This window comes from Verrucomicrobiota bacterium (assembly GCA_034440155.1).
GTDB lineage: Bacteria > Verrucomicrobiota > Verrucomicrobiia > JAWXBN01 > JAWXBN01 > JAWXBN01.
Genome location: JAWXBN010000044.1, coordinates 1 through 4,787, shown reverse-complemented (window position 1 = coordinate 4,787; position 4,787 = coordinate 1). Strand labels below are relative to the sequence as shown.

The window sequence follows — 4,787 nt, the reverse complement described above, 5'->3', positions numbered from 1 at the left end:
GCAATTTGTTTGGCTTTGGCTGTTAAAACTTTCTTTCTGATCATATGAGATTTCAGAATTGTGGTCGTAAGGATGTTGAAGGATACGATGAGAAAGGGGGAAAAGTTATCAGGACCAAGTTGAATGGCTGAAGTGGCAGAAAGTTCAGAGAGCGGAGCTGCCCATTTTTCCTCTGATTGCCATCGTCTTCCCGCACGACCCATTTACCCACGGACGCACAGGAGCGCTGAGGTGGCTCGCATAGCTGAAGATGGAGAAGCCACTGACTCCCATTCTTAGACACCGTGGTGTTGATGATAGGGGTAATTGAATTTAATCTATTGACAGAGTATAAGAATATTAATGCAGTTTATCAAAATCCAATAAACAATAGTAAATTAAGTATATATGAATCCAAGAACAAATCCATATGCGCCGGGTGCTGGCACGTTGCCTCCCGAGTTGGCAGGACGTGATGAGATTATTGAAAAAGCTTCTATTGCCGTTGATCGATTTCGCGAAGGAAGAGCCTCCCGGAGTTTGTTGCTAGTAGGATTACGGGGGGTCGGAAAAACGGTTCTCCTGACCAGGATCGCATGGGATACAGAAGGCAAAGGGATGATTGTGGTCGCAATTGAAGCGCCAGAAAAAGGCAGTCTTCCGGCCTTGCTGATTCCACCATTGAGGACGGCTCTCTTGAAATTGGATAAAATGGCAGGTGCGGGGGATATGGCAAAAAAAGCTCTCAGGACATTGGGCGGCTTTGTTTCAGCGATGAAATTAAAATATAAAGATATCGAGTTTGGTTTGGATTTGGGGAGTGAGAGTGGTCTGGCTGATACCGGCAATCTTGAAAATGACTTGATTGATCTTTTTACACAGGTAGGAAATGCGGCAAAAGAAAAAAAGACTGCATTGGTTTTTTTATTGATGAACTCCAATATGTTGAGGAAGAGCAATTTGCATGTTTGATAACCGCTTTGCATAAATGTACACAGCGACAATTGCCCATCGCTTTGATTGGCGCGGGTTTGCCGCAACTAGTAGGGCAGGCGGGGCGGGTAAAATCATACGCAGAGAGGCTTTTTGAGTTTCCTGAAATCGGGCCATTAACCGAAAAAGATGCTCGCATGGCTCTCATTGCACCGGCAAAAGAACTCGCGGTGGATTTTGAGGAGGAGGCATTGGTGGAGATATTAAAGCCAACACAGTCTTATCCCTACTTTTTGCAGGAATGGGGAAAGCATAGTTGGCAATCTGCCGATCAGTCACCCATTACATTGGCCGATGTCCAGACGGCCAGTGAATTGGCTATATCCGACTTGGATGCCAGCTTTTTTCGAGTGAGATTTGACCGTCTCACACCCTTAGAAAAAAAATATCTGAGAGCGATGGCGGAGTTAGGGCCGGGGCCTCATCGATCAGGAGATATTGCAGAGTCACTCCATAAAGAAGTCCAAAGCGTGGCTTCAATTAGAGCGTCACTGATCAATAAAGGTATGATTTATAGTCCCTCTCATGGAGATAATAGTTTTACTGTTCCTCTCTTCGACAGATATATGAAAAGAGTCATGCATCATGGTATCGACTGAGTTTTTTTCAGATCATGGAGACTGTTTAAATTATTACCCCCACTGACACAAGGAGTCGACGTAAGCGGCGGAGCCGTCGCGCAGCCAGCCGTCGAGTTGGGCTTGGTCTTTGAGCTGTTGGCCGCGGAAACGGGGCACGACGACAAAACCATTTTTCAGGTCGGGTAACGAGGACATGTCGCCCCAGAGCTTTTCAAACTGGGTCACGGGGAATACGTCTTCCTGGCCCTGGCCCCAGCGTTTTTTTACATCCTTCAGGCTAATGTAACTCGGCATACGCGCACTGAAATCGCGGATGGCTTTTGACACTTTTGATTCATTAGTCAAATCCTGCCGGTTCAGACCAAAGGCCGCCAATAACGGATCGATCTCGATCCATGTCGTCATGGAGTTATAATAACGCAGATGGAACTCCGCCTCTTCATTCGGCAGGGCTAGGCCTTCCACCAGGCGCACCTGTCCATTGACGCGGGCGAGGCCACCCCCACGGTCGTCGATGCGACGGCTGATGACTTCAAAGGTCAGGGCAGATCCCCGTTTGCGGTGCAGGCCGATGAGTCCCGCGTCGCAATTTGCGCCGAGGGTGTCGATATTATGCAGCATCAAGGTTTTTAGTTGAGGCCGCTGAGCGAGTAATTTGTGCAGGGTACCGTTGCGCAGGAGGTTAGGAATCTCGAACCAGTGGCCGACGGGGTGGAGACATTGTGCGGGCAAATTGTCCGTGTAATCCTTAGTTTCACCGGTGGTTTTCGCCCAGTTGATGAGGGCGGCATTGAGGCTCTCGCGGACCTTTTGTTTTTGTACATCTAATACCTGATGACTGGTTTCTTCCCAGGCGAAACGCAGGTCGTGCTCCGTCGGGATCATGCGTAAGCCGATATTGCGGCCTTCAGACAGGAGTAACGGGCCGGGGTAACCGTAATTTTTCTGCCGTTCGAGAAAACGGGCAATCGCCCCGTGGGTCAGGTAGCTGGTACTAATAATATGGGGAATGTCACACGCAAATTGCGCGGAGGTCTTCCGGCTTTTGGCCAGATGGGTTTCGATAAAAGTGCGGTGGCGTGCGTGGAATTTGCAATAGGGATGGAGGCCTTTGACGACCCCGGACCCTTGGGTCCAGCGGCTGCCGACTCCGGCGGCGAGGGAAATGACGGCGACTTCACCCGCACGCAGGGCTTGCTCACCGAGGGCGATGATCTCGGGCGCGATTTGTCCGCGGGCATCGTCGATATCTTCATCGCAGACATCCTCAATGACTGTGTCTGCTGGCAGGCGGTTATGGGAAAGACCGATTTGTCCGGATTTTAAATCCTTCCTGATCTGCTCATGCAGCTCGGGGTCAAATCCATTTTCTTTTAATAATTTCTCCAGGGCCCTTTGATTATCAGCGGCACTAGCGATATTTTTTGCCTCGGTTTTTTGGGCCAAGCCGGGTAACTGTGAGGATGCACCCGTGAGCAAAGTGGCGTAGGTGCCGTGGGAGTTAATGGCAAAGTCATAGACGACCGGATCCATGGCGAAGGGGAGGGATGTTTCGAATTCCTCTTTGGTTTCCTGCATGATTTTTTGCAGGGCAATTTGCGCTTCGGCCTTACGTTCAGGAGAAAAAATAAAACCCATCCCGCCCCCAGCCATCCCGCCGAGCATCCAGAATCCTTTGAAGTCTGAGGTGAATTCCCTTTTGACTTTTTCAATGAGGGTTTCCGTATAAGCATTACTGGCCCAAGGGATGATTTTTTGTAGGGGACCAAAAAAGTTATGAGTGGTGGTCTCGCCGACTTTATTAATATCCCCCGTCCTGAGGGCATCGAGGATCGTATCCATGATAGCGATGGCTTCCTGGCGTCCGGTCCATTCTTCCTTCAAGCGGAGGAGATACTTTTCCGTGACCATCTCGAGGATCGGGCCGACATTTTGCGCCATGCCACCGTGGACGAGGACGAGGCTGTCTTGCAATTTGCGGCGTGTGATGTCACTGGCGGCTTCCTGCCCGAGGATATGGTGTTTGGGCATGAGTCGTCCGCGGCTAATCCCGTATTCAGGGTCACCCTCGGCACTGTCCTCACCCGTAATAAGTTTGATACCGGGGAAAAGGCCTCCGGAGTCCTGCCAGCCGCCCCCGGAGCCACCGATCCATTCCCCGAGGATTGCTCGGGCCACGACGATCCGGCGTTCCTCGTCGGAGAGTTCGCCCGTGAGATGACGTGCTTGGCCGGTCGCCCGCATACAGGCCGAGATGAGGGCGGCGAGGAGATTAGTCGAGACGGCCAGACGTGAGCCTTTCGGGATATTATTCACGTTACTGACGATTTCGAGGCCGTGGCCGGGCGCGATCATTTGGCCAAAGAGATCAGCCAAGGAAACATTTGACCCCTCAAGGCCGGAAGGAATCAAGCCCGAGGCGATGACCGCAGCCTTGAGTAACCCGAGGTAATCCCGGGCAAAGTCAAAGACTTCATTTATGTCACTGATCTCCGCTGTGGCCCCGAGGTCGATACTCGTCAGGCGCAGGACAGGTTTATCAATGACCCGGAGATAAGCCTCGACCGGGGGGCGCGGGGCCTTATCCCGGCCATGGACACCGAGGTCGATCGAGATATTAAGCACTTTCGCCCCTTGGGGGAAATCCATGCCCAAAAAGAAAATGTCGCTCCACGCACTGTGCGAGAGGTCCATACGAACAGGTGTTTGCTCTTGGAGCACCGGATAAAGCCCGCTTGCGGAGTCGCGCTCGAGTAATTTGCCCTGGAAACGAAGTGGTTGATCCAGCGGGTGTCCGATGCGGAACATCCACTGGTTACCGCGTACACTTTTGACACTGCGCCGGACTTGGTCGGCCAATGTCTGGAAGGCTAATCCGTGGTAGGCAGCGGCCAAGGCACTGAATACAGCATCCGTCTCACCCGTGTCCGCCATGGTATTCCTGAAAAAGCTGATAGCCTCCTCAAACCGGCGGTTTAAAAGTTTCTCATAACCTTCATGGGGAACAAGGCCTTCTGTTTTTTTTGCCAGCTTGTGTGGGGCAAAATAACGGAAGAGGGCGTGTTGGAACATCAGGGCCCGGACTTTTTCATAGAGATTTGGGCTGGATTTACGGAAGCTTTCGAGTTCGGCAGAGGCTGCCAGGAGCAAGTCCAGACTGGCGGTTTTCGAGAAGTCCTCCAGGGAGGAATTTCTGACGGTCTCATCCTGGGAAGAGATGATATCGACCAAGGT

At 51.6% G+C, this 4,787-nt stretch carries 2 protein-coding genes and 1 pseudogene; 1 reads left to right on the top strand and 2 read right to left on the bottom strand.

The window, feature by feature from the left end; genetic code table 11:
- Positions 1-203: hypothetical protein (locus SGI98_04495; GenBank protein ID MDZ4742662.1), on the bottom strand; the 203-nt coding region annotated here is incomplete at its 3' end.
- Between the two features lie 184 nt (positions 204-387).
- Between SGI98_04495 and SGI98_04490 the strand changes: the two are divergent.
- Positions 388-1,571 (top strand): annotated as a pseudogene (locus tag SGI98_04490) (ATP-binding protein).
- 33 nt (positions 1,572-1,604) lie between these two features.
- On the opposite strand, the gene SGI98_04485 reads toward SGI98_04490, so the two are convergent.
- Positions 1,605-4,787 (bottom strand): UTP--glucose-1-phosphate uridylyltransferase (locus SGI98_04485; GenBank protein ID MDZ4742661.1); only part of this gene is annotated, 3,183 nt, incomplete at its 5' end.